Source organism: Enterococcus mundtii, from assembly GCF_013394305.1.
Taxonomy (GTDB): domain Bacteria; phylum Bacillota; class Bacilli; order Lactobacillales; family Enterococcaceae; genus Enterococcus_B; species Enterococcus_B pernyi.
In genome coordinates this window covers 167,997-191,157 of the sequence record NZ_AP019810.1, presented here as the reverse complement: position 1 = coordinate 191,157, position 23,161 = coordinate 167,997, and the positions used below count along the sequence as shown (strand labels likewise).

Sequence of the window (23,161 nt, the reverse complement as noted above, 5' to 3'; positions counted from 1 at the left end):
ATAACTTTAGCAATGGTATTCGAAAAAATAAGAAGTTCCACTCGTTTGCTATTCTCTGTCCGATGGAACTAATCATTGAGGCAGTGGTAAAAAGCTTAGAAGAAAATAACTAGCAATTTTGTCTGACTTTCTGTGAGGCATGTATTTCTTCGACATATGTGTAATGAAAGTGGGGAATAATATGAAACAAAAGGATTTATTTAAAAATGGCAACGCGTTTTTAGTCCTTCCAGTGATCATGATCTCAATTTTAGTTTTTATACCAATGGGGTTAGCGCTGATCACCTCTTTTCAAAGTGGACCTCCGGTAAACATGACATTCAACGGATTAGGAAATTATCAACGAATGTTAGGAGATTCAACTTTCCGTAAAGCATTTTTCAATACCTTTTTATACTTATTAGTACAGGTTCCTGTCATGTTGTTTTTGGCATTGTTTATTTCCAATCTATTGAATGATAAAAAATTGAAGTTCAAAGGATTGTTCAGAACAGCGATCTTCTTGCCATGTATTACCTCAATGGTCAGCTATTCTTTGATCATGAAAAGTTTATTTTCCCAATCAGGTTTAATCAATAACCTTTTAGTTGGAATTGGCTTGATTGATAACCCGATCGGTTGGTTGACTCATCCATTCTGGGCAAAAGTATTGATCATTATTTCCATCACATGGCGTTGGACAGGGTATAATATGATTTTCTTTTTATCTGCTATGCAAAACATCGATCCAGAAATATACGAAGCTGCTGATATTGATGGCGCATCAAGGTGGCAACAGTTCATTAAAATCACGATACCTAACTTGAAACCAATCATTTTGTTTACGTCGATCACTTCAACAATCGGTACCTTGCAATTATTTGATGAGGTACAAAATATCACTGGTGGTGGGCCAGCAAATGCAACAACGACATTGTCACAATATATCTATAATTTGAGTTATAAATTCACTCCGAATTTTGGTTATGCCGCAGCTGTTTCTTTCGTTATCGTACTATTTATTGTCTTGTTATCAGTGATTCAAACTAAAATAGGGAGTGAGAGCAAATGAGAGAAATGACAAGTAGTCAACCCCGGTCAATTACAAAAAAGCAAGTGAGTATCGGACAGTTACTCTTAAGCATTTTTAAATATACCTCTTTAGTCATCGTTTCCTTTATTTCAATTTTCCCGTTTGTTTGGATGATTTTAGGGATGACAAATACAGCAGTCGATATTAGTTCAGGTAAACTGATGATCGGTGAAAATTTAGTGATCAATTTCCAAAATCTCTTTTCGAATGACTTGAATTTTTCACGCTCTCTACTTAATTCTGCAATGATCGCTGTGGTTACAACGATTTTTGCTTTATTGATCTCCTCCATGGCAGGTTATGGCTTTGAGATCTATAAGAGTAAAAGAAAAGAAGTCGTCTTTAATATTTTGTTATTATCGATGATGGTCCCTTTTGCGGCATTGATGATCCCGCTATATCGGATGTTTTCACAATTGAATGGTACGATATTAGGAATCAATAGTTTTCTAGTCGTCATCTTACCTTCAGTAAGTACCGCTTTTTTGATTTTCTTTTTCCGCCAAAACGCGAAATCCTTTCCTAAGGACCTAGTAGAGGCGGCACGTTTAGACGGTCTTAAAGAATTAAGTATTTTCTTTCGTGTCTATTTACCAACAGCTAAAAATACGTATGCCGCAGCGGCGATCATCACGTTTATGAGTAGTTGGAACAATTACCTCTGGCCTTTAGTGGCATTACAATCTCCAGATAAACGAACAGTTCCATTAGTATTATCAGCCATGGGGGCATCCTATACACCAGACTATGGCATGATCATGAGTGGACTGGTGATTGCGACCTTACCAACTGCACTCGTGTTTTTCGTTTTACAAAAACAATTTGTTCAAGGGATGATTGGTTCTGTCAAATAGACAGAAATAAGCCTGAAATTTCATGTTCAGGCACTATCACTTGAATGATCAAAAATATGAAAAACGTCACCGTTAGATTTACAATATGCGGATAACTTTTGTTATAAAATAAACTTATTTAAAATAAGCGGTAAAAGCCAGAAATAGTTTATCTATTTCTGGCTTTTATTGCTTATAGCATGTATTTTAGCCTTTTTTTGCATAGATATAAAACAATATTCGTCGATTTTTTTTGATGCTCTAGTTAGTTTTTTTGCTGTTTTTTTTACCGTTTTTACATAAAAATGGTATCGCTTACTGTTTTTCCTCGTAAACTTACTTTTAATCAGGTAAACTAGAAGTAAAGGAGGATACATGAGAAAAAATTTTAAAGAAGTAATCATTGCGATCATGCCCATGACGATATTGATCGTTATCCTGACCTTTGTATTTGCACCATTAGATGTTGAAAGCATGGGAAGATTCATTTTAGGAGCAATCATGATGATGGTTGGTATGAGTCTCTTTTTGTTTGGTGCGGATTATTCGATGATGGAAGTTGGTGATTTAGTTGGTAAATATATGATCAAAAAGAAAAGTCTACCAATCGTTATTAGTTTGGGTTTTCTGATTGGAATCGTGATCACGATTGCCGAACCATCTGTACAAGTATTAGGTCAACAAGTATTTGATATTTCGGATGGAGAGATTGGTCGAGTCTTATTGATCGGTATAGTCAGTGTGGGAACTGGTGTATTTTTAGCTTTTGCCCTACTAAGAGTCGTATTTAAACTGTCGTATTATCGATTGATGGTGATCGGTTATCTTGCGGTACTCATCGCTTCCTTTTTCACAAGTAATGAATTTATGCCAATTGCTTTTGATGCAGGTGGAGTCACAACCGGCCCAGTGACTGTTCCGTTTATTCTAGCCTTGGCTGGTGGAATGACAAGCATGATCCGCCAAGGGAAAAATGAAAATGATAGCTTTGGAATGGTTGGTATTGCCTCACTTGGTCCTATCTTGGCTGTCATGATCTTGGGGGTGATCTTCCAATGAATTTTTTGGTCACTTTTTTTACAGGTATTGGACAAGTCGGATATGAAGTCATCCTTGCGGTGGCACCAATCGTGATCTTATTTGTACTGATGAACTTTCTTTCATTTAAATTAAGAAAAAAACGTTTTTTGGATATCATGAAAGGTTTTTTGATCACAACTATCGGATTAATTCTATTTTTACATGGTGTAAATGTTGCTTATGTACCAGTGGGACAACACCTGGGGAGTGCAATTGCTTCTTTAGCGAATAATCAGATCCTGATTCCTTTAGGGTTTGTTATGGGATTTTTAGTAGGTTTTGCAGAGCCAGCCATCCATGTGATGGTCAAACAAGTCGAAGAATTAAGTGAAGGTCGGATTCATGCAAAAGTAATGTTAGCAGTGATCTCGATTGGGATCGGTTTAGCAGTCGGTCTGTCCATGTGGCGCTTATTAGCTGGTTTTTCTCTTTATTATTTCTTGGTCCCTGGATATGGCTTAGCATTTGTCTTAGGTGCAAAAGTTGACAAGATTTTTCTATCGATGGCTTTTGATAACGGTGGCGTCGCCACAGGACCGATGTGTTCTACCTTTATTTTGTCTATGAGTGTGGCAATCGCCACACAGATCGATGGTCGAGATCCAATTATTGATGGTTTTGGTGTGGTGGCAATGATCGCATTGACACCGATACTATCGACATTAGTCTTAGGGTTCATATATAAACAAAAAGACAAAAAAGATCAGAAAAACAAAGAAAAATTACAACAAATGGAGGAACAACAATGAATGATTTAGTCGCACTAAATCTCGAGATGATCGTCACGATCGTGGATGGTGGTATTGGGGAAGATGTGATCGATTACTCAAAGAAGGCTGGCGCATCTGGGGGCACGATTTTACATGGACGTGGTTCTGGAGTCCATGACACAGGAAAATTCTTAGGGTTGGATATCTCACCGGAAAAGGATATCGTTCTGACATTAGTACCAGATACTTTGACAAATGAAGTGATGGATGCGATCGGAAAAGGTATCAAGATCGATGTTCCGGGCAATGGTATTTGTTTTAGTATTGATATCGATAAAGTGATTGGTATTACGAAAATCCATCAATATCGCGAAGTCGTTGACATGAAAGATTTATTAGAAGATAATTGAAACTCATCCAAATGCAAGTTGCTAAATTTGGAATAGAACTTACCTTGAAATATACTAAAATTTGATAATCTTATTTTGACAATAAGTCGAAAAAAACAAAATAGACCTTGTGCTATTTTAAGTTTTTTACGGCTTTTTCTTTTACCAAAAATCCTTGTCTATTTTGCTGGATCAGTATTTTTTTAGGTTATAACTTAAAATTATGAATAAAGAAAGTTTTGATTAGATAAACTTTAGATGATTTGGGATTGATGATTTCAGAGACAGGTAGAACCTATATCAAGAGTTTGTCCCAGAATTCCCGTCTTCTGTAATTAGTGGTGAAGCTAAATTAAGAGAGCTAATTACTTCAGCGATTAAAGGGGATTTCCCCGAAGATTCAAATCCGAATTATCGTGTATTTTCTGGTATCGATATCACTAAAGCGCTAGAATCACTCAAACCATTTCTAGAATAATTTACTGTAGAGTTTAAAAATGCGCAGGAAGATTTCCAGAAATTTATAGAGAAGGAACTATCAAAAGAAGAGACTCTTGCAACTACGCCTGCGGAAGCTTACTTAATCGAAAGGTTTAGACGAGGTGATGCAGAAAATCAAGAACAAATGTAAAAAAAATTATGAAGCGCTTGTTATCAGTTGAAAAAAAGTGCACAGCTTCTTCAACAAATAGAGGATTTTAATTTTAAAAAATATTTGGCTTGTTTCTACTGATTTATTGCATGATGGGGTGACAAAGAATCACTACTCACAAATTAAAGGATTCATGAGTGCACATGCGTTTGTCATGCGGTTTGCCCCTGAATGTCGAATTATTTTCATGCTTGATAGTTTTTCATGTGAATCCAGCTACTAGACCAAGGATTCAAGTGCAGCCAAGTCCCAAGGATACTCTTATGCACGAAGTGACCCATATTGTCGCATCATCGGACGATTTGATAAGTTATCTAAGGAGTCCGATAGGTTTCAGGGATAGTGGAGAAGATCTTCGAAAGAGATACGAAAAAATTTCTGAAGCTAATTCATGGCGAGGGGGTTAATTCTTTTGTGGAAAATGTAAGTGACATGTTAAAATTGCCGACTGTCACGAAACAAGCTGTCTTGAATGCTGTACTGACTGACAAAATGTTAAAAGCAAACCTTCAAATAACCGATGCTGAGATGCTAATGGCTTGTCTTCGTGATAATTGGATTAGGACGAAACTTTTTTGAGCGCGCACCAATGAAAAGAAGTCTAGCTGACCAACTAGGAAACGGCGACCTATTGTTTGTTCTTGCTGTGATGAAAGTAGTTAATGTGGAGAATTTAATATACGAGCATCCATTGGAAACTACCTTAGAAAACGCGGAAATAACGACAGCAATCAACGTCTCACAGCTTACACAGGCCCCTTCGGGAAATAGCATTTTTTCAACAATTAAAAATATAGGTAAAACAAATAGTAATGATACGAATACAAGGCTTATTAACGAGCAAAAAATCAGAAGGCGCGCCGAAATGAATCTATAAGTTGTCAGACACCTTTAGATTCAGATACTCGGTAACGGTTATCGAATCTCCCATAATATCAAATACATGAATAAAAAAACTAATAGAGCCATGAAAAAGTTTTTTATATGCGCATAAAATTCAAAGAATAAGATTTTATGAAATCTTCAGCATATTTGCACACAAACAGTTGAAAATATGCTATTTTGTAGTAGAAAAAAGGGGGAAAAGAATGAATTTTTTAGTTGTTTTAAAAGATACGATTCTCAAACGGTCGACATTCATCTATACGCAAATCGATGAACAAAAAACAGTCTTGCATTTTTCGCCGGAGTTTCATTTAGAAGGGTTGACGATTGGGGAAATTTATGAACAAGGTGGCATTCAAGCTGCGAAGCAATTTTTTGTTCAAGAACTTCAACTGCCATTGAATGACTATCTTGAAGTATCATTAAATGAGTGGGACAAAGCAATTTCAGAACTTTTCCCTCAAGGAATCAACGTAGAGTCAGGTACCACTGAAGTACATCTATCGGTGAAAGATCTACAACGTCAGATGCGTTACCAGATCGATGAAGAAGGCTCTCTTTCAATCTTTCAGCGGCAGCAAAAGATATTAAAAAGTTTTTTAAAACAAATCAGCCGAAAAAGAAATTTGTTTAAAACAACGCAGTTACTAAAAAAATATCCAGAATTATTACACACATCGATCCAGTTTCCACAATTGCTCTCATTGATCCGTCGTTTTGTACGCTTGAAGGAAATCCAATCTAAGAAGTTAACATTCCCTTTACAAGATACCTTTCGAGTAGTAAAACGTGAAGATGAAAAAAAACTGATCGTGATCGATTTTATGAGGAACCGTCATGTGTTACAACAAATGACGATGGAAAAGGCCAACTAAGGCTTTTTCTTTTTGAATAAAAGAGAAATGGAGAAAAAAATGGGACCTATTTGGATACAACGTATAATGAAAGCTCAACAAAAATATCAACAAGTCATGAAAGGGAGATATGCGCGTCTTGATCCATTGAATCGTTTATTTTTAGTTTTAGGATTATTTTTCTTTGTCGTTAGATATTGGTTGCCTCTCAGTTTAGGCTATCTACTCTTCTTCGTTTTTATCGCTTTGACCATCGCTCGATTTAGTTCAAAGAAAATCTATGTTCGTTCAAACGAAAATCAAGCGTATTTACAAAAAACAGTTGCGATCAAAAGCTGGTTTACGAAAATGAAAAATAAACTGAAACGTCAATCCGAACAACAAGCTAGCACTACCTACACGATTTTTTCATGTCCAACTTGTCAACTCAAGCAAAGGGCGCCGAAAGGCAAGGGTGAGATTCGAGTGACTTGTAAAAAGTGCGGCACGCAATTCACAACAAAGGTATAAGAAAAAATATTAGGCAAAGGTCTAGTGAAATGAGTAAAAAGGAGTAAAAGAATGATTAAAAATTACATTTGGGATTTTGATGGGACATTGTTCGATACGTATCCGGCGATGGTTGAAGGAGTATCTCAAGCATTACAAGATTTTGGTATCGAACGACCAAAAAAGGAAATATATCGCGTGATGAAGCAAGAATCGGTGAGAAAACTACGAGAAAGTTATCAATTAGAAGAAGCCTCCTTCAATCAATTGTTTCATCAATATGAAGAACAATATCAAGAACTCTCAGTACCGTTCAAAGAGACTGAAATGGTTTTACGTCGTTTAAAACAGAAGGGAGCAAAACATTATATTTTAACACATCGTGTAACGGCTTCTACTTGGAAACTTTTAAAAGTCTTTGAGCTAGCAGATTTGATCGAAGAAGTGATTGGTATCGACCAAGGATTTGCCAGAAAACCAGCACCTGATGCAATCAGTCACTTGATCGATCGTTATCATTTAGACCCAGAAAAAACAATGATGGTAGGGGATCGAAGATTAGATATTGAAGCGGGGATCAACGCAAAGATCCACACTTGCCTATATGATATCGATCATTTCTTAGGGGAGATTCCTGCCGACCATATTGTGGCGAATCTAGCGGATATTTTAGCAATCGAAAAGAATGCAGAATAAGTATCCCCTTTCAACTTTAGTTATGCTATAATTTAAACAGAGGAGTGATAAAATGGAAATTAGAAGACAAAAAGAAGTAGTAGAAGCTTTTCATTATGATTTTTTAAAACCTGATCAAGAGGTACAAACTGACTTAAAAGTAGGTTTTTCACCACTAAAAGAGACAATTGAAAACTATCCGAAAGAACATAGCATCGTTGGTGCCCGTTTAGAATTTCGTTTAGTATTTGATACATATGTGTTATCTGGAAGCGTTAGTCAAATCAACCACATCTTGAATCGCAAAGTCCAAGATCAAAATGATGTGACGCAAGAAGAGGTCGATGAATTAGTGGCCCCACTTTTTGAAATGGTCAAACGTCTGGCCTATGAAGTAACAGAGATCGCCTTGGATGCGCCAGGTGTGAAATTGAACTTCCAATCAGAAAAAGAAGAAAAAGCCAAAGAAGAAAATTAAGAAAAAACACCAGTGATAGTTATTAGCTATCACTGGTGTTTTTTTCTATTACTAATTGTAAGCAAAAGTAAGGAAAAATTTCGGAAAATAGTCTAGAATGAATAAGTCACTGAAAAAAATATTTTCAGGAGAAGAGCTGAAGAGTTCTTCTCGGGAACCTTTACTTCCTTAGATGGACTTGTCATTACAAATTAAGAGGAGGATGAAAATGACAACACTCATCACAGTTTTAGTGGTTCTAGTTTTTGCGGCATTATTATATGTGTTTTATCGTATGCAAAAGCGCCATGCAAAATTTTCAACGCGGGTTTACACTGCGCTAGCTGCCGGTATCGTATTCGGGGGCGCGTTGCAACTGATTTTTGGAGTAGAAAACGAGGTTATTACGCAATCCATGGATTGGATCAGTATCGTTGGGAACGGCTACGTTAGTTTCTTACAAATGTTGATCATGCCTTTAGTCTTTGTTTCAATCGTTGCGGCTTTTACAAAAATGAAAGTATCAGAAAAATTAGGTAAAATCAGTGCAACGGTGCTGACCACTTTATTAGCAACAACGGCTATTTCCGCATTGATCGGGATCGGTGTGACGATCGCATTTGGTCTTCAAGGTGCTGAATTTACGCAAGGAGCGGCCGAAACTGCTCGTATTTCTGAGTTAGCGACACGACAAGAAACAGTGGAAGGATTAAGTATCCCACAACAAATCTTGTCATTTATTCCTAAAAATATTTTTGCAGACCTTGCCGGAACTCGTGCAACAAGTACGATTGCTGTCGTGATCTTTGCGGCATTTGTTGGGGTTGCTTACTTAGGAATCAAACGAAAAGCACCAAAAGAAGCATCATTCTTTGCTGATATGATCGATAGCTTATACCGTATCGTGATGCGTATCGTGACGTTAGTCTTGCGTTTGACACCTTATGGCGTGTTCGCATTGATGACGAACGTGATGGCAACAAGTGATTTTGATGCCATTTTGAACTTAGGTAAATTTGTGTTAGCGTCTTATCTTGCATTGTTTGCAGTGATGATCGTTCATTTCTTGATTTTGATCGGTGTGAAAGTCAGCCCGATCGACTACTTGAAAAAAACATTTCCAGTACTAAGTTTTGCATTTACTTCACGTTCAAGTGCGGGTGCTTTGCCATTGAATATCGAAACACAAACAAAAGCACTTGGTGTGGATGAAGCCACAGCAAACTTTGCTGCCAGCTTTGGTCTGTCGATCGGTCAAAATGGCTGTGCGGGTGTTTACCCAGCCATGCTAGCGACAATCGTTGCACCAGCAGCTGGAATGGATGTCTTTAGCATTCAATTCATCTTGCTACTAGTAGCCATCGTAACAATCAGCTCATTCGGAGTAGCAGGTGTCGGTGGTGGGGCAACCTTTGCCTCATTGATCGTATTAGGTTCAATGAACTTACCAGTAGCGATCGTTGGTTTAGTTATCTCAGTTGAACCATTGATCGATATGGCTCGTACAGCTGTCAACGTAAGTGGCAGTATGGTAGCAGGTATTGTTACAAGTGCACGTATCAATGACCTTGATCGAGATGTGATCAAAGATGAAGCAAAAGTCGTTGACGTGAATGCGTGATCGAAAAAACGAAAAGTGAGAGCAGATTGCTCTCGCTTTTTTTATACTAAAATATATTCCGAAAAGTGTAAACATGAAATAATTGATTCAAAAATCTATAAAAAAATAAGGTAACGAGACCTATCTAATACAATTCTCATCCAACGAAAGGTTATGTATTGTTATAATGAATATGTAAGCGTTCTATACAGCCTATATAAGTCGAGGAGGAGATCTATGGTTACATTCAGCAGTAATTCTCAACAAGCCCAACAGTCCACTTCAAGAATCACCAGTGCAACCACCCCTTTAAACCAAGCATCATCGCTTCAAAATGACACACGCACCACGCTAATTGGCAATCAAGACATTCAAAGTAGCATAACGTCCGCCAAAAACTCAGCCAATCAAATTGCCTCAGCTATCTCAGGCGCTGCTAATCAATTGCAAACTGCTGCTCAAGGATTTTCTACACTAGACACTCAGTTAAGTCGAGATCTTTTTAAGGAGAGACGCTAATGAATCAATGGACAAATCTTGATACCGAGGAAACGTTGCTGCAAGCAAAAAGAGAAGAACAGGAAAAGAAAATGAAACAACTTGATGCCTGCCGTTCAGATTACCAGAATCACTTTAAAGAAATCGGAAACTTCTTATTTCGATTACAGATGTCCTACCAGAAATCGAATACCTTTACGTCCATCGAAACATTCACCTCGGAGTTTTCACATCAAAGGAGGCGATTGATGAATGGCTTTGATGAATGCCAACATCACGAAATGATCCAACAACAAAGAATCACGAATAAACTCGAAGAAATTGCTTTTGAGAAAAGAAAAATCATGTCGGAGGAACAAAACCTATGAGTATCGACATGTACCTAAACGACTCCTTAACACAAGCTACGAGCGCCAGTAATTTCTGTCAAAAACAAGTCACTGATTACCAAAATCTCCAACAAGCCATCACTCAATTCACTTTACAAACGCCCAATCTCCAAGGGAAAACCTACGACGCTGCGAAAGCCTATTTTTCCCAAATACTTTACCCACTCGTCCAAGGAGGAATCTTACTCTCCGAAGCGGTCGAAAAAGCAGCGAAACGATTTCCACAACAGTACATAGAACAAGTCGACTCCATTAGCTTGAAACAATCCGAATTAGAAGCGCAAATTCGTCAAATGAATCAATATATCACCCAAGCCGAGGGAATACGGCAACTGCTTCTTTCACCTCATATGCCAGAAGAACACCAAGGCTTTCAACTCAATCAAAATACGTTATTACTCACGATGTATCATGACTTGAAACACAAGCTGGAAGAGAAACTTCAAAGACTCCTAGATTACAATCAAAGCTCCGCCCAATTTTTTACAGAAATCAAAAGTCTCGAACAAGCAGTCAATCAAGGACTCGCTCAAACAAAAAAAGCTTGGAACAGTCAAAAAAAATCATTCTCTATCCCGAAAGATTTGTCGTGGACAACCACGATCCAAGACAAATGGCAACATGCAGAAAACGAGAAAAAAGGCATCGATCCAACTAAAAACAAAGAACTAGAAAAGTACAACGTCTATGCTCTCATTATTCACGATAGCAAGGGCAACCCACGTGTCTTTTGGAAAATCGAAGACAAGCAATCAGGATACGGCATCGTGAACTCCGAGCTGTATCAATATGTCACGAAAGTAGGTCACTACTTAGAACCTGAACTGATCCAATTTATGACGTACGATACCTACCAAGAGAAAGTCAATGCAGCATGGCGTCAAGGAGTCAATTACGAAACCGGCGAAAAACTAGACCCACTTTTAGGCAGTATCGTCTCTACCTCGCAATACGTCAAAGACGGCTACACATGGATCAACGAATCCGAACTCGGCCAAGCCCTGATGATCTTAGGCTTTACGTATGCGTCTTACAAAGTCTTGACGACCACTGGTGTGAAGCAGGTAGAGAGTGGTAAGCTTAAGGAGGTGGGTGGTGGAGAAGCTACTAATAATTACTCACAACTAAGAGAATACTGGAAAAAAGATGTTGATTTTAAAGGTACGAAAGTTTATCAAAGAGATAGTATAATTGATATCAATAAAATAGATGTGAAAGGGCGATCTAATCTGCAAAGAATGGAACTGGGATTAGCTCCACTAGGGCCAGACGATAATCCTATAAATTTACATCATATGACACAACGAGATATAAGTTCTATTGCTGAGGTGGAACAATCTTTCCATCAAATTAATTCTAAAACGATTCATATCAACCCTAACTCAGTGCCATCTGGAATAGATAGAAAATCTTTTAATAAATGGCGTGCTGACTATTGGAAAAATAGAGCAAATGATTTTAAATAAAGGAGACAATGGAATGGTTAATGATTACAATAAGGCGAAGAAAATAATTGAAGAAAATAAGGATTTAGCGGATGATTTTGGTGGAGCTACTGATGTTATCATACGCAAGGCCCAAGTAGAACTTAATTTACGATTTCCAGAGGATTATAAACGTTTTTTATCGTCTTTTGGTGCTTTGACGTTTGGTTCAATTGAAATTTATGGGGTTTTTAAAGAGGATTTTGAAAATTCTGGCGTCCCCGATGCCGTTTGGGCAACTTTGAATGAACGGAAATTAGTAAATATGCCAGCCCACTTAGTTATTCTGTATAACACTGGAATGGGAGAAATGTATTGCTTGAATTATCAAGAATTAAATGAAAATAGCGAACCTAAAATAACTTCATATTTCCCTGGTTTCTCTGAAGGTTCACAGAAAAATGAAGCATTATACAATAATTTTGGAGAATTTCTTCTAGATATGGTAGCAAACGAAATTAATTAATAAATAAAGGTAAAAAAAATTTAGATCCAATTTCTGGTAATTTTCAACCTCCCGAAATTTCGAGACCCACTAGTAAATTTTATAATGAAGATCTTATAAATAGTACCCATATTCCGATTGAGACACCAAAAAAATAGAAGGAAGTATCTTAATGGATTGGTTAGATACTCTAAAAAATCAACAGAAAAATAAGAATGACAAGTTGGAGGCGGTGGGCTATATAAGAGACATTTTAGATTATGGTGATATGTCAAAGAATAATGCTAAGAAATTTATCGATAATCTGGCTGTCCAAGCTACGTTACAGGATGATGATGACATAAAGGAATTAATATTAGATGCAATATTAGAAGGGTCGAAAGATCCAGATCTTGAAAAATCAATTGACTTAAATCCAATTATTCATCACTTAAATGACTTTAATGATGAATGTTTGAGTTATATCTTAAGCTTGCTTGGAAATTCTGGGAATGTAAAATATAGACAAATTATTGAATCGTATAAAGGAAACTCGAGATTAAAAGAAAACGTTGAATAAGCATTGTCAGAACTAGATTATCGAATAAAACATAATAAATAAAAATGATATATTATTGGCGAATTTGATGAAATATGTGGAAGTGAGGACTAATGTCAGTAGGATTATTTAAGTATGATGGGGATATCTATGAAGTAAACTCTGAAGTTATATTAAGTGAAAATATATCCTCGCAATCATTTTATGAAAGGTATTGGGAAAAAGCTATAGAAGAGTTAGGCATCAAATATATACAAGATGGCTCGGAATTTGATAATACAAAATTAGAAGTTGTCATGGAAGAATTAGATTTATTGAAGAAATGGGCGACAGCAAATCTTCAAGGAGAAAAGCAGGAATACATGATCGCTAGAATAGAAAATTTAGAAGAAGTCATCCCTAGTTCTTTCATTTCAGAACAAGATATATTATATATTTTTTAAAATGAAACCGATGAACTAGCTGATTCTTTGCGCTCATTATACTTTATAGCCTTGACTTGTGAACGTACGAATGAATAGTTATCCGCCTAGTATGGATACAACTAATCAGCGAATTCGAACCAGAAAAAACTTGAAGTTATTAAGCTATGCAGGCGAATTATATTAAGTATCAATATTCTTTAAGATGATTTAAAAAACTTAAGAAATAGGGTGAAAAAAATTTTTGAAATAAAATTTATAATAGTTAAAGATGTTGACACAGAAAATCTTATCGGAGAGTATGGCTATTTTAGTGTCAGAATTGATAATGAATACTACGGGATTATTTTGGAAGAAGAACTAGAAGATTTTACTGTATCTCTATATGATTGGTTTATCAGTTTTTTAAGGGCCTTAGAGATTTTAAAAACAGAAAACTATGTTTTGATTAATGATATTGAATCTTTTAATACGTGGATAGAAATTTATAGAGATAAAGAAATCCTATCTATTAGTAAGGTTTTAGGTACTAAAGTGGGTCAAGGAGGGTGGATTCGCACAGAGAAAATTTCAAATCCGGATTATCAATTCTGGAAAGATAAAAAAATGCTATTTTCTGACTTCAGAACAGAAGTATTAGAGAAATCAGAGTATTATTTATCAGAAATAATTAAACTAAATTCTTTGCAAAATAAAAACATTCGTAATTTTAAAAAATTAGTAGAGAAATTAAAATTATAAACTTTAGAAAATAGCAAGTAAGGTATTTCAAGAACAAAAAATCATCACATCACTGGTATGTGGATGATTTTTTGTTCTTGATACTTTAAGTTGTACATCGAAAATACAACACGTGAATGAATCTTAACAATGATTTTTAGGCTATACATACATTTTCAACTCCTGCTCCATAGTCTATGAGGAGAAATCATAAAATGAAAAAAACATTTTAGATAGAAAAACTAGTTTAATAGGGTAAAAAATGATAAAACTAAATCTAAAATTTGAGAATGAAAGAATTAACGGACAAGTAACGTATGAAGAAAAGGATTGAAACTTATATTTTAATCCCAGATCAAATACAGATATTTTATTACTTGTCAGTTAATTGGAGGAAAATATAGTGAAGGAAAAACAAATAGAAAACGTCTTACAATTGTATGGAAAACAACAAATATTTAAAATTGAAGACTTCTTAATTTCAGAAATTGATAAAAATAACATACAAGATACAATAGATTTCGTAGTTTCTGATGATACTAGTAAAAATAGTAATTTTAAAGATGAGTTGTATGAAGGAGACGAATACGAGGGAATATTTTTAGAAGGTAATCAATATTTATTAGCTAGTTCTGAAGGAGAAGTAACGATAATAGATATGATAAGTGAGGATCATGGTGTTAGTGTAAAAGACACCCGTGTAAAATTTACGGAAGAAAGTTTTATTATTCTAATAACAAATAAAGAAGAAACTCTTGACTGGATAAAAAAATATAGGGCGGATAAATAAAAATAGAAGAACTTTGAAATCAATGTTTTAATTAATGAAATTGTATCTTTTAAAACCACAGGAAATAATACAAGATGATTAATATAAAAAAAGTAAACTGAATAGATGAAGACTCAGGAGAAGCTGATATTTTACTTTCAGATGGCTTATATTCCATTGAATGTTTTTGTAGTGATTGTGATGTATCAGAAGGTGATATGTTCACAGATATAATTTATGGATTTAACATCAAACACATTGTTAAAAGTTTAAATGAAGAATATATAGTAGATAAAAAAACTGATGACTATGATATAGCATAGACTTGACTAGTAAAAGATGAGTTTACTTATAAAATGAATGACATAAATCACTTTTCTCATTCGTACCTCTCCAACATAGATTTTCAGTACCAGCTATGCTAAACTAGCTAGGACGAAAAAAGTGGAGGAATGAATAGATGTTTACAAATGAAATGAAAATCATGTTATACGTAGATGATGTTGAAAAAAATGCAAATTTCTGGCAGCAGATCGGTTTTGTTGTGTTGGATCGTCAAGAAATGGATGGTACATTGATTATTGAGATTGCCCAATCAAAAGATGCGGGTACTGCGTTTGTTTTATATGATCGTGAATTTATCGAACAGCATTCACCAGGTACAGCTAGTGGGGCACCTTCTTTGATGTTTTATAGTGAGGATATTTTTGGTTTATACAAAAAGATGCAACAATTAGAAGTGACATTAGGTGATTTAGTCCATTTAGGTGAAGAATATGTATTCAATTTTGCAGATCCCGATGGCAATTACTTTGCTGTGACAGGAAAATAACTTACTTAGTAAGAATGAAGCAAGAACTCCGACTGAAATTTTAGTCGGTTTTTTTGTGTCTTTGAATACATAAAATTACGATATTCATATTATGTAAACTACACTTGCGCAAAAATACACAAGCAGAAATATCGTCATTTCATTTATACTTCTTTATACTGTTATGGAATGAATTGATGGAAGGAAGTAACTAAATGGATTACCAAGTACTACTATATTATAAATATACAACAATCACAGAACCTGAACTTTTTGCGAAAGAGCATCTTGCTTTTTGCCAATCACTAAATTTAAAAGGACGTATCCTTGTCGCAGAAGAGGGGATCAATGGGACAGTTTCTGGAACGATCGCAGAAACTGAGGCATACATGGAAGCGATGTTGGCAGATGAACGTTTTGCTGACACATTTTTCAAAATTGATCCTAGCGAGGGTCATGCCTTCAAAAAAATGTTTGTTCGTGCGCGTCCTGAACTAGTTTCACTAAAACTAGAAGATGACATTGATCCAAAAGAAATGACGGGCGCTTATTTGTCGCCTAAAGAGTTTAAAGAAGCGATTCTTGATGAAGATACGGTTGTGATCGATGCACGAAATGACTATGAATATGATCTCGGGCATTTTAGAGGAGCGGTTCGTCCTGATATCCGTAGCTTTAGAGAACTACCACAATGGATTCGTGACCATAAAGAAGAGTTTATGGAAAAACGGGTCGTGACTTATTGTACGGGCGGGATTCGCTGTGAGAAATTTTCTGGGTGGTTAGTGAGAGAAGGATTCAAAGATGTCGGTCAATTGCATGGGGGGATTGCGACCTATGGTAAAGATCCAGAAGTCCAAGGAGAACTATGGGATGGCAAAATGTACGTTTTTGACGAGCGTATCGCTGTCGATATCAATCGCGTAGATAAGCAGATCGTTGGGAAAGACTGGTTTGATGGTACTCCTTGCGAACGCTACATCAACTGTGGAAATCCAGAGTGTAATCGTCAAATGTTAGCCTCAGTGGAAAATGAAGAAAAACATTTAGGCTCATGTTCAGTAGCCTGTGCTAAACATCCGCATAATCGCTATGTCAAAGAAAGAAATCTATCTGCGGAAGAAATCGACGCTCATTTAGCAGCATTTGTATAATTTTTCTAAAAATCAAAGCTGACGTAGTTAGTGTTTATAAAATAAAATGAGAGTCATGAAATTTGTTCTTCAAATTTTCGTGGCTCTCATTTTCATCTGAAATCAGGAGATTTTTCTCTTAACTATTCGGAAATTGTTGCTACCTACGAGGATAAAATTGCGATATAATCAAATGAAAAGGTGGTGGTGTCATGAATAAACCATTTGTCTATGCAATCGGTGATGTCCATGGAAGTTATAATCTTTTTCAAAAGCTATTAACACATTATGATCCACATATTCATCAATTAGTCTTGATTGGTGATTTGAATGATCGTGGACCAAAAACAAAAGATTGCTTATTACTAGGAATGAAGTTAGTGAAAGAAACTGGTGCGGTCTACTTACGAGGCAATCATGAAGAGTACTTCTTACAGTTTCTCCAAGAACCAGAAGACTGGTATCCGTCTTACTTAAGAAACGGTGGAAGAGAAACAATGGAAAGTCTTTTGCATCCAGGTGCAGCAGAAGAATATTCACCAACTGAGATTGCCATGATGATTCGTTCAAGATATCGTGAATTGGTCGATTTTTTATGTAATTTGCCTATATATTATGAATGGGAAAACTATCTTTTTGTCCATGCGGGTGTTGATCTAACTAAAAAAGATTGGCGTGATACTAGCCCTGGAGATTTTTTATGGATCAGAGAGCCTTTTCATGAGCATAAGAATCGGACTGATAAGACGATCGTATTTGGTCATACGATCACGCCATTACTCCATGGAGATATGCAGACAACTGATTTGTGGATACAAAATCAGAAAATCGGGATCGACGGTGGGGCTGTCTTTGGCGGATCGATGCATGGTGTCGTTTTTGAACCAACTGGAATCATCCAAGATATCGAGTATCAAAACAATCAAGGACCATGGCAACCACGTGATTGATCAGAAAAAGTTTTTGATAAAAGTGTATAGTTCTGATAAATAAGCCGAGAAACCCGAAATTTGTTCTTCAAATTTTTGGGCTTTTTAGCTTAGTCCTGAAGGTCAGATTTTGGAAAACCGATTATACATTTTCAAATTAAAAACAAAAATGAATTTTATTTTTGTTCTAGACACTGTTTAGTTACATTTAGAAATACCAGAATCTATGCTAAAATAAATCAGTATGATTTTTTGATTCTTGCTTTTTAATGAATAAACCGTAGTAGGAATCGATTTCGACTTAGAAAAGAGGCTATTTAATGACAGACAAAGTAAATCCAACGATTCTAGATCTTGTAAAGAAAGAATTGGCAGATTATCAAGCAAAACAGTTGACGACTGTTTTAAATCTATTAGCAGAAGGAAATACGGTGCCTTTTATTGCTCGTTACCGTAAAGAAATGACCGGAAGCTTGGACGAAGTACAAATCCGTGAAATTGAAGAGCGCTATGCTTATTTAGCAAATTTGGAAAAACGTAAAACCGAAGTCTTGCGTTTGATTGATGAACAAGGAAAATTGACTCCAGAATTACAACAAAGTATTACACAATCTGTAAAGATGCAACAAGTAGAGGATTTGTATCGTCCATACAAACAAAAACGAAGAACGAAAGCGACGATTGCGAAAGAAAAAGGGTTAGAACCTTTAGCAACTTGGTTATTGACCTTTTCATCTGAAGATGTTTTGACCGAAGCAACTAAATACGTCACTGAAGAAGTTCCGTCTCCTGAAGAAGCCTTAGAAGGTGCCCATGAGATCATTGCAGAGCAGGTAAGTGACAATGCAAAATTCAGAACATGGGTCCGCTCATATACGTACAATAAGGGGCTATACGAAAGTACCGTCAAGAACAAAGAAAATGATGAAAAAGGCGTATATGAAATGTATTACGAGTTTTCTGAACCAATTCATAAAATTGTTTCTCATCGCATCTTAGCAACCAATCGTGGAGAAAAAGAAGAAGTGTTGAAAGTCAATCTTACGGTTGATGAAGCTGCGATTTTAACTTATTTGGAGAAACAATTGATTCCTGATACAGCTTCGTCTTCTGCTAATTCTGTTCGTTTAGCGATTCACGATAGTTACAAACGATTCATCCAACCTGCGATTGAGCGGGAGGTCCGTAATGAATTGACCGAAAAAGCGGACGAGCAAGCCATCGCTATATTTGGTGAAAATCTGCGTAACTTGTTATTACAACCACCTTTAAAAGGGAAAGTTGTCTTAGGCTTTGACCCAGCTTATCGTACCGGCTGTAAATTAGCAGTGGTGGATGCGACTGGTAAGGTTTTAGCGATCGAAGTGATTTACCCGCATAAACCGGCAAATCAAGCAAAAAGAGCCGAAGCAGGTCCTGCATTTGTGAAATTGATTGATCAGTACCACGTGGATATGGTTGCAATCGGTAATGGGACGGCGAGCCGTGAATCGGAGTTATTTGTGGCAGAACAGTTGAAGTTAGCCAAACATCAAGCGTTTTATGCCATCGTCAATGAAGCCGGAGCTTCTGTCTATTCCGCAAGTGATATTGCCCGTAAAGAATTTCCTGATTTACAAGTCGAAGAACGGAGTGCAGTTTCGATTGCTCGAAGATTACAAGACCCGTTGGCTGAACTAGTGAAAATCGATCCGAAGGCTGTTGGCGTAGGACAATATCAACATGATGTTTCACAAAAAAGATTAGCAGAACAGTTGGATTTTGTTGTTGAAACGGCAGTGAACCAAGTAGGGGTCGATGTCAATACAGCGAGTCCTCAGTTGTTGCAACATATTTCTGGTCTAAATAAGACGACTGCTCAAAACATCGTAACGTATCGTGAAGAAAATGGTGCATTTGCTTCTCGAACGCAATTGAAGAAGGTCCCACGTTTAGGGCCAAAAGCATATGAACAAGCAATCGGTTTCCTACGTGTGCCTGGTGGCAAACATGTACTGGACAACACCGCGATCCATCCAGAGAGTTATGCAGTAGCAAAAGAGATCTTACAGGCAAACCAATTATCTGAAAAGGATTTAGGAACGAAAGAAGCAATTGAAAAATTAAGTCAGATTTCTCCACAACGCTTGGCACAACAAGTGCAAGTAGGTGAAGAAACATTAAAAGATATTCTTGAGGGGTTGACCCAACCAGGACGAGATATGCGAGATGAAATGCCTGCGCCACTTTTACGTTCAGATGTATTGAGTATGGAAGATTTAAAACCCGGCATGGAATTAAAAGGAACAGTTCGCAATGTCATCGATTTTGGCGCATTCGTCGATATTGGTGTGAAACAAGATGGTTTAGTCCACATTTCTAAATTAAGCAATAAATTCGTCAAACATCCAACTGACGTGGTTTCCGTTGGTGATGTCGTCACTGTTTGGATCGAACAAGTGGATACGAACAAAGGGCGTATCAGTCTGACGATGCTTTCGCCTTACGAGGATCAAGCGTGACACAAGAAGAATTGCAACAGTTAGTCGAAGAGATTTCTTGGACAAGCTTCCAGCGTCCGTTCATGCACCAAGCAATGTTCAACAAACGTTTGAAAACAACAGGTGGTAGGTATCATTTAAATGATCACCATTTGGATTTTAATCCGACGATGTTTGCAGTAGCCGATCAAGCAACGATCATCGGGATCATCAAACATGAGCTGTGTCATTATCATCTTCACTTGACTGGAAAAGGGTATCGCCATCGTGACTCAGATTTCAAACAGTTATTGGTAAAGACGGGTGGCTTACGTTATGCACCTGCTATTCCTTCAAATAGAAGGCAAAAAATCGAAGGATATCAATGCCAAAAGTGTGCTGAATGGATTTATCGTAAAAGGAAAATCAATACAGATCGCTATTTGTGTGGGCGTTGTAGAGGACGATTGGTATGGCAAAAAACCACGTACTTCGATGTTGAATAATTGTATGAGGAGAGAAACAGAATGACAGGTGAACCATCAAGAATTGCAGACTGGAATTGCTTATTGGATTTTTTAGCAGACCCTGACCCACAGGAGTGTTCGGAACTAAAAGCACCAACACTGATTTTAGCTGGGAATTGTCTGCCCGTCCTAGTAGATGAAGCAGCAAAGGCTTACTTGAACCAGCAGGTTGCGCAAATCGTTTTAGTTGGTGGGATCGGACATGCGACGAAGTATCTCTATAAAAATTTTGAAAAACAAGGATTCTTATTTGAACAAGGTTTAAGTGAAAGTGAGATTTGTGCCCGCTATTTGCTTGAAAAATATAGGTTACCTGAACAGGCACTATTGTTAGAAACGAAGTCAACCAATTGTGGCGAGAATGCTTCATTTTCTTACAATTTATTAAAAGCACAGGGCCCATTACCTGAACGTGTTCTTTTAATGAATGATCCCACCTTGCAACGACGAACAAAGGCGACTTTTGAGAAGAAATGGGGCAATGAGTCTATTCATTTTTATAATTATGTACCGATACTTCCACAAGTGACAGAAAGTACCAAGGGATTCAACTTCTCTGATCAAAGACTAAATGACTTGTGGCCTTCTGATTATTTCCAAGCCTTAGTATTTGGAGAAATAGTTCGTTTGAAAGATGATGCCCAAGGTTACGGACCTAATGGAACGGGATTTATCGGTCATGTCGACATCCCAGATGAGGTGTGGTCTGCTTATTTACGTCTCTTAGCGATGAATGAAAAAGTTTCGCTAAAAAGGTAATCAGGGCACTAATATTTAAGGAACTAAAAATCATCCGAATAAATTTGGTTGAAATTTTTTATTGTTTATAAGATAATGGGTTTCGTGTTGAATGTATGAATAAAATAATGGATGATAGTTAAGAGAAGAGGATTCAAATGAAAAATCAAGAAAATTTGTACCACTTTGTTGGTATTAAAGGCTCAGGAATGAGCTCTTTGGCACTTGTATTACATGAAAAAGGATTAAACGTCCAAGGATCAGATATCGAAAAATATTTCTTTACTCAAAGAGATTTAGAAAAAGCCAATATCTCTATCTTGCCGTTTGATGCAGAAAACGTCAAACCAGGAATGATCGTGATCGCCGGCAATGCTTTTCCAGATTCACACGAAGAGATCCAACGTGCAAAAGAGCTTGGATTAGAAGTGATCCGTTACCATGATTTTATTGCAGATTTTATCCAAAATTATACGAGTATCGCTGTCACTGGTTCCCATGGGAAAACAAGTACGACAGGTCTATTATCACATGTATTGACAGGGATTCGTCCGACAAGTTACTTGATTGGTGACGGCACTGGTCATGGTGATCCAGAGGCAGAATTCTTTGCTTTTGAAGCATGTGAATATCGTCGCCACTTTTTAGCTTACTCTCCTGATTATGTGATCATGACGAATATCGATTTTGATCATCCTGATTATTATACAAGTATCGATGATGTTTTCTCCGCTTTCCAAACGATGGCAAAACAAGTCAAAAAAGCGATCTTTGCTTACGGAGATGACGACTATCTAAGAAAGTTAGAAGCGGATGTGCCGATCTATTATTACGGTATGAATGAAGATGACGATATCCAAGCACGTAATATTGAACGTACGACAACTGGTTCAGCTTTTGATGTGTTCCATGGCGAAGAGTTTGTTGGACACTTTACAGTTCCAGCATTTGGAAAACATAATATTTTGAATGCACTTGGTGTTATCGCAGTTGCCTACTTCGAGAAGTTAGACGTGAAAGAAGTTGCTGACGAAATGTTGACATTCCCTGGAGTGAAACGTCGTTTTAGCGAGAAAATCGTGGCTGATATGACAGTCGTTGATGACTATGCTCACCATCCAGCAGAAATCAAAGCAACTATTGATGGCGCACGTCAGAAATATCCAGACAAAGAAATCATTGCAGTCTTCCAACCACATACATTTACTCGTACGATTGCCTTGATGGATGAATTTGCCGAAGCCTTAGATTTAGCTGACCGTGTGTATCTATGTGATATTTTTGGTTCTGCCCGTGAAGAACAAGGGGACGTTAAAATCGAAGACCTAGGGGCAAAAATCAAAAAAGGTGGTCAAGTAATCAAAGAAGATAACGTTTCGCCGTTATTAGACTACCACGAAGCAGTGATTATTTTCATGGGTGCTGGTGATGTTCAAAAATTTGAACAAGCCTATGAAAAATTATTGAGCAGTACAACGAAAAACGTTCTGTAATCATCTAAGTGAATAAAAGAAGTTAGCGTCAAAAGGGATTGTCAGGTGGCAGCCCCTTTTGGCGTTTATTTGTGGGTGATAGGTAGAGTTCTTTTTCAGTAATGTTTCGC

27 protein-coding genes and 1 pseudogene are annotated in these 23,161 nt (G+C 36.8%); all 28 read left to right on the top strand.

The features are described 5' to 3' along the window. Nucleotides 1–181 precede the first annotated feature (181 nt). The 28 genes and pseudogenes from HZ311_RS00980 to murC all read left to right on the top strand — a co-directional run bounded on the left by HZ311_RS00980 (nt 182) and on the right by murC (nt 23,051). On the top strand, nt 182–1,051 hold the full coding sequence (locus HZ311_RS00980) for a carbohydrate ABC transporter permease (protein ID WP_178946400.1): 870 nt from the start codon (nt 182–184) through the stop codon (nt 1,049–1,051). Between the two features lie 68 nt (nt 1,052–1,119). After that, a pseudogene (locus HZ311_RS00975) lies at nt 1,120–1,926 on the top strand (carbohydrate ABC transporter permease); the annotation flags it as partial. 354 nt (nt 1,927–2,280) lie between these two features. Then, nucleotides 2,281–2,964 carry a DUF1538 domain-containing protein gene (locus tag HZ311_RS00970; RefSeq protein WP_010735286.1) on the top strand — a complete coding sequence of 228 codons (684 nt, stop codon included), beginning with the start codon at nt 2,281–2,283 and terminating at the stop codon, nt 2,962–2,964. Next, the gene (locus tag HZ311_RS00965) at nt 2,961–3,734 is read left to right on the top strand and encodes a DUF1538 domain-containing protein (protein ID WP_010735287.1); all 774 of its coding nucleotides are present in this window, start codon (nt 2,961–2,963) and stop codon (nt 3,732–3,734) included. The genes HZ311_RS00970 and HZ311_RS00965 overlap by 4 nt, the downstream gene beginning before the upstream one ends. Continuing rightward, complete coding sequence (locus tag HZ311_RS00960) at nt 3,731–4,105, top strand: P-II family nitrogen regulator (protein ID WP_010735288.1); 375 nt, start codon at nt 3,731–3,733, stop codon at nt 4,103–4,105. Before HZ311_RS00965 ends, HZ311_RS00960 begins: the two co-directional genes overlap by 4 nt. 1,045 nt (nt 4,106–5,150) lie before the next feature. After that, nucleotides 5,151–5,315 carry a hypothetical protein gene (locus tag HZ311_RS00955; protein ID WP_010735289.1) on the top strand — a complete coding sequence of 55 codons (165 nt, stop codon included), beginning with the start codon at nt 5,151–5,153 and terminating at the stop codon, nt 5,313–5,315. Between the two features lie 10 nt (nt 5,316–5,325). Continuing rightward, nucleotides 5,326–5,613: a hypothetical protein gene (locus HZ311_RS00950; RefSeq protein WP_010735290.1), complete on the top strand. Its 288-nt coding sequence runs from the start codon at nt 5,326–5,328 to the stop codon at nt 5,611–5,613. A gap of 211 nt (nt 5,614–5,824) precedes the next feature. Further along, the gene (locus HZ311_RS00945; protein ID WP_010735291.1) at nt 5,825–6,496 is read left to right on the top strand and encodes an LCP family protein; all 672 of its coding nucleotides are present in this window, start codon (nt 5,825–5,827) and stop codon (nt 6,494–6,496) included. A 66-nt stretch (nt 6,497–6,562) separates the two neighbouring features. Further along, nucleotides 6,563–6,985: a hypothetical protein gene (locus tag HZ311_RS00940; RefSeq protein WP_224434815.1), complete on the top strand. Its 423-nt coding sequence runs from the start codon at nt 6,563–6,565 to the stop codon at nt 6,983–6,985. A 54-nt stretch (nt 6,986–7,039) separates the two neighbouring features. Continuing rightward, a complete protein-coding gene (locus tag HZ311_RS00935) occupies nt 7,040–7,660 on the top strand; it encodes an HAD-IA family hydrolase (protein WP_175401363.1) in 621 nt (206 codons plus the stop codon). A 52-nt stretch (nt 7,661–7,712) separates the two neighbouring features. Continuing rightward, nucleotides 7,713–8,117 (top strand): DUF1149 family protein, encoded by a 405-nt coding sequence (locus HZ311_RS00930; RefSeq protein ID WP_019724590.1) that lies wholly within the window; start codon nt 7,713–7,715, stop codon nt 8,115–8,117. Between the two features lie 208 nt (nt 8,118–8,325). Continuing rightward, the gene (locus HZ311_RS00925; RefSeq protein ID WP_019724480.1) at nt 8,326–9,717 is read left to right on the top strand and encodes an L-cystine transporter; all 1,392 of its coding nucleotides are present in this window, start codon (nt 8,326–8,328) and stop codon (nt 9,715–9,717) included. 216 nt (nt 9,718–9,933) lie between these two features. Continuing rightward, complete coding sequence (locus tag HZ311_RS00920) at nt 9,934–10,215, top strand: TIGR04197 family type VII secretion effector (protein WP_023519882.1); 282 nt, start codon at nt 9,934–9,936, stop codon at nt 10,213–10,215. Further along, on the top strand, nt 10,215–10,562 hold the full coding sequence (locus HZ311_RS00915) for a DUF3958 family protein (RefSeq protein ID WP_178946399.1): 348 nt from the start codon (nt 10,215–10,217) through the stop codon (nt 10,560–10,562). The genes HZ311_RS00920 and HZ311_RS00915 overlap by 1 nt, the downstream gene beginning before the upstream one ends. Continuing rightward, the gene (locus HZ311_RS00910; protein WP_178946398.1) at nt 10,559–12,049 is read left to right on the top strand and encodes an HNH/ENDO VII family nuclease; all 1,491 of its coding nucleotides are present in this window, start codon (nt 10,559–10,561) and stop codon (nt 12,047–12,049) included. Before HZ311_RS00915 ends, HZ311_RS00910 begins: the two co-directional genes overlap by 4 nt. A gap of 13 nt (nt 12,050–12,062) precedes the next feature. Then, the gene (locus HZ311_RS00905) at nt 12,063–12,533 is read left to right on the top strand and encodes an SMI1/KNR4 family protein (protein ID WP_023519779.1); all 471 of its coding nucleotides are present in this window, start codon (nt 12,063–12,065) and stop codon (nt 12,531–12,533) included. Further along, on the top strand, nt 12,533–12,670 hold the full coding sequence (locus tag HZ311_RS16010) for a polymorphic toxin type 30 domain-containing protein (RefSeq protein ID WP_137073083.1): 138 nt from the start codon (nt 12,533–12,535) through the stop codon (nt 12,668–12,670). The genes HZ311_RS00905 and HZ311_RS16010 overlap by 1 nt, the downstream gene beginning before the upstream one ends. 14 nt (nt 12,671–12,684) lie before the next feature. Continuing rightward, a complete protein-coding gene (locus tag HZ311_RS00895; RefSeq protein ID WP_023519778.1) occupies nt 12,685–13,071 on the top strand; it encodes a hypothetical protein in 387 nt (128 codons plus the stop codon). A 92-nt stretch (nt 13,072–13,163) separates the two neighbouring features. Then, nucleotides 13,164–13,493, top strand: a complete 330-nt coding sequence (locus HZ311_RS00890) for a hypothetical protein (RefSeq protein WP_065095969.1) — start codon at nt 13,164–13,166, stop codon at nt 13,491–13,493. A gap of 210 nt (nt 13,494–13,703) precedes the next feature. Continuing rightward, nucleotides 13,704–14,213: a hypothetical protein gene (locus HZ311_RS00885; protein WP_137072500.1), complete on the top strand. Its 510-nt coding sequence runs from the start codon at nt 13,704–13,706 to the stop codon at nt 14,211–14,213. Between the two features lie 382 nt (nt 14,214–14,595). Continuing rightward, complete coding sequence (locus HZ311_RS00880; RefSeq protein ID WP_010735299.1) at nt 14,596–14,982, top strand: hypothetical protein; 387 nt, start codon at nt 14,596–14,598, stop codon at nt 14,980–14,982. A 439-nt stretch (nt 14,983–15,421) separates the two neighbouring features. Beyond that, on the top strand, nt 15,422–15,793 hold the full coding sequence (locus HZ311_RS00875; protein ID WP_010735300.1) for a VOC family protein: 372 nt from the start codon (nt 15,422–15,424) through the stop codon (nt 15,791–15,793). 194 nt (nt 15,794–15,987) lie between these two features. Further along, on the top strand, nt 15,988–16,926 hold the full coding sequence (gene trhO, locus HZ311_RS00870; RefSeq protein WP_023519774.1) for an oxygen-dependent tRNA uridine(34) hydroxylase TrhO: 939 nt from the start codon (nt 15,988–15,990) through the stop codon (nt 16,924–16,926). A gap of 191 nt (nt 16,927–17,117) precedes the next feature. After that, nucleotides 17,118–17,855, top strand: a complete 738-nt coding sequence (locus HZ311_RS00865; RefSeq protein ID WP_023519773.1) for a metallophosphoesterase — start codon at nt 17,118–17,120, stop codon at nt 17,853–17,855. Nucleotides 17,856–18,154: 299 nt separating this feature from the next. After that, entirely contained in the window at nt 18,155–20,335 is a 2,181-nt protein-coding gene (locus HZ311_RS00860) for a Tex family protein (protein ID WP_023519772.1), read from the top strand. Next, complete coding sequence (locus tag HZ311_RS00855; protein ID WP_023519771.1) at nt 20,332–20,799, top strand: SprT family protein; 468 nt, start codon at nt 20,332–20,334, stop codon at nt 20,797–20,799. Before HZ311_RS00860 ends, HZ311_RS00855 begins: the two co-directional genes overlap by 4 nt. Nucleotides 20,800–20,820: 21 nt before the next feature. Next, entirely contained in the window at nt 20,821–21,579 is a 759-nt protein-coding gene (locus HZ311_RS00850) for a YdcF family protein (RefSeq protein WP_023519770.1), read from the top strand. Between the two features lie 137 nt (nt 21,580–21,716). Further along, nucleotides 21,717–23,051 (top strand): UDP-N-acetylmuramate--L-alanine ligase, encoded by a 1,335-nt coding sequence (murC, locus tag HZ311_RS00845; RefSeq protein WP_010735306.1) that lies wholly within the window; start codon nt 21,717–21,719, stop codon nt 23,049–23,051. Nucleotides 23,052–23,161: the final 110 nt, after the last annotated feature.

Bases quoted from the DNA above. Each gene is read 5' to 3' on its own strand.
- HZ311_RS00980 (WP_178946400.1), top strand. From the start codon at position 182: ATGAAACAAAAGGATTTATTTAAAAATGGCAACGCGTTTTTAGTCCTT.
- HZ311_RS00970 (WP_010735286.1), top strand. From the start codon at position 2,281: ATGAGAAAAAATTTTAAAGAAGTAATCATTGCGATCATGCCCATGACG.
- HZ311_RS00965 (WP_010735287.1), top strand. From the start codon at position 2,961: ATGAATTTTTTGGTCACTTTTTTTACAGGTATTGGACAAGTCGGATAT.
- HZ311_RS00960 (WP_010735288.1), top strand. From the start codon at position 3,731: ATGAATGATTTAGTCGCACTAAATCTCGAGATGATCGTCACGATCGTG.
- HZ311_RS00950 (WP_010735290.1), top strand. From the start codon at position 5,326: ATGAAAAGAAGTCTAGCTGACCAACTAGGAAACGGCGACCTATTGTTT.
- HZ311_RS00945 (WP_010735291.1), top strand. From the start codon at position 5,825: ATGAATTTTTTAGTTGTTTTAAAAGATACGATTCTCAAACGGTCGACA.
- HZ311_RS00940 (WP_224434815.1), top strand. From the start codon at position 6,563: ATGAAAGCTCAACAAAAATATCAACAAGTCATGAAAGGGAGATATGCG.
- HZ311_RS00930 (WP_019724590.1), top strand. From the start codon at position 7,713: ATGGAAATTAGAAGACAAAAAGAAGTAGTAGAAGCTTTTCATTATGAT.
- HZ311_RS00925 (WP_019724480.1), top strand. From the start codon at position 8,326: ATGACAACACTCATCACAGTTTTAGTGGTTCTAGTTTTTGCGGCATTA.
- HZ311_RS00920 (WP_023519882.1), top strand. From the start codon at position 9,934: ATGGTTACATTCAGCAGTAATTCTCAACAAGCCCAACAGTCCACTTCA.
- HZ311_RS00915 (WP_178946399.1), top strand. From the start codon at position 10,215: ATGAATCAATGGACAAATCTTGATACCGAGGAAACGTTGCTGCAAGCA.
- HZ311_RS00910 (WP_178946398.1), top strand. From the start codon at position 10,559: ATGAGTATCGACATGTACCTAAACGACTCCTTAACACAAGCTACGAGC.
- HZ311_RS00905 (WP_023519779.1), top strand. From the start codon at position 12,063: ATGGTTAATGATTACAATAAGGCGAAGAAAATAATTGAAGAAAATAAG.
- HZ311_RS00895 (WP_023519778.1), top strand. From the start codon at position 12,685: ATGGATTGGTTAGATACTCTAAAAAATCAACAGAAAAATAAGAATGAC.
- HZ311_RS00890 (WP_065095969.1), top strand. From the start codon at position 13,164: ATGTCAGTAGGATTATTTAAGTATGATGGGGATATCTATGAAGTAAAC.
- HZ311_RS00875 (WP_010735300.1), top strand. From the start codon at position 15,422: ATGTTTACAAATGAAATGAAAATCATGTTATACGTAGATGATGTTGAA.
- trhO (WP_023519774.1), top strand. From the start codon at position 15,988: ATGGATTACCAAGTACTACTATATTATAAATATACAACAATCACAGAA.
- HZ311_RS00865 (WP_023519773.1), top strand. From the start codon at position 17,118: ATGAATAAACCATTTGTCTATGCAATCGGTGATGTCCATGGAAGTTAT.
- HZ311_RS00860 (WP_023519772.1), top strand. From the start codon at position 18,155: ATGACAGACAAAGTAAATCCAACGATTCTAGATCTTGTAAAGAAAGAA.
- HZ311_RS00850 (WP_023519770.1), top strand. From the start codon at position 20,821: ATGACAGGTGAACCATCAAGAATTGCAGACTGGAATTGCTTATTGGAT.
- murC (WP_010735306.1), top strand. From the start codon at position 21,717: ATGAAAAATCAAGAAAATTTGTACCACTTTGTTGGTATTAAAGGCTCA.